Source organism: Psychrobacter sp. TB20-MNA-CIBAN-0197 (assembly GCF_040309765.1).
Classification (GTDB): Bacteria; Pseudomonadota; Gammaproteobacteria; order Pseudomonadales; family Moraxellaceae; genus Psychrobacter; species Psychrobacter submarinus.
In genome coordinates this window covers 1-233 of record NZ_JBEOPC010001444.1, presented here as the reverse complement: position 1 = coordinate 233, position 233 = coordinate 1, and the positions used below count along the sequence as shown (strand labels likewise).

Annotated in this window: 1 protein-coding gene; it reads left to right on the top strand. The window is 40.3% G+C overall.

Annotated elements, in window-relative coordinates:
• Positions 1-230 (top strand): amidohydrolase family protein (locus AAEY83_RS18750; RefSeq protein WP_351061727.1); only part of this gene is annotated, 230 nt, incomplete at its 5' end.
• Positions 231-233: the final 3 nt, after the last annotated feature.

Here is a 233-nt window from a genome sequence, read left to right as displayed (position 1 = left end):
ATGCTAACGAGTTTAGTTTAATGGTAAACAATGGAATGAGCGAAGCCCAAGCTATTAAATCAGCAACCATACATGCAGCTAAACTGCTGGGGCAAAGCGCACTCATTGGCGACTTGAGTGTTGGTAAACAAGCAGATATTATCAGTGTGAATGGCTCACCGCTTAAAAATATCGACGTACTTAAAAACGTGCAATTTGTTATGAAAGCCGGGCAAGTTTATAAACAATAGGGA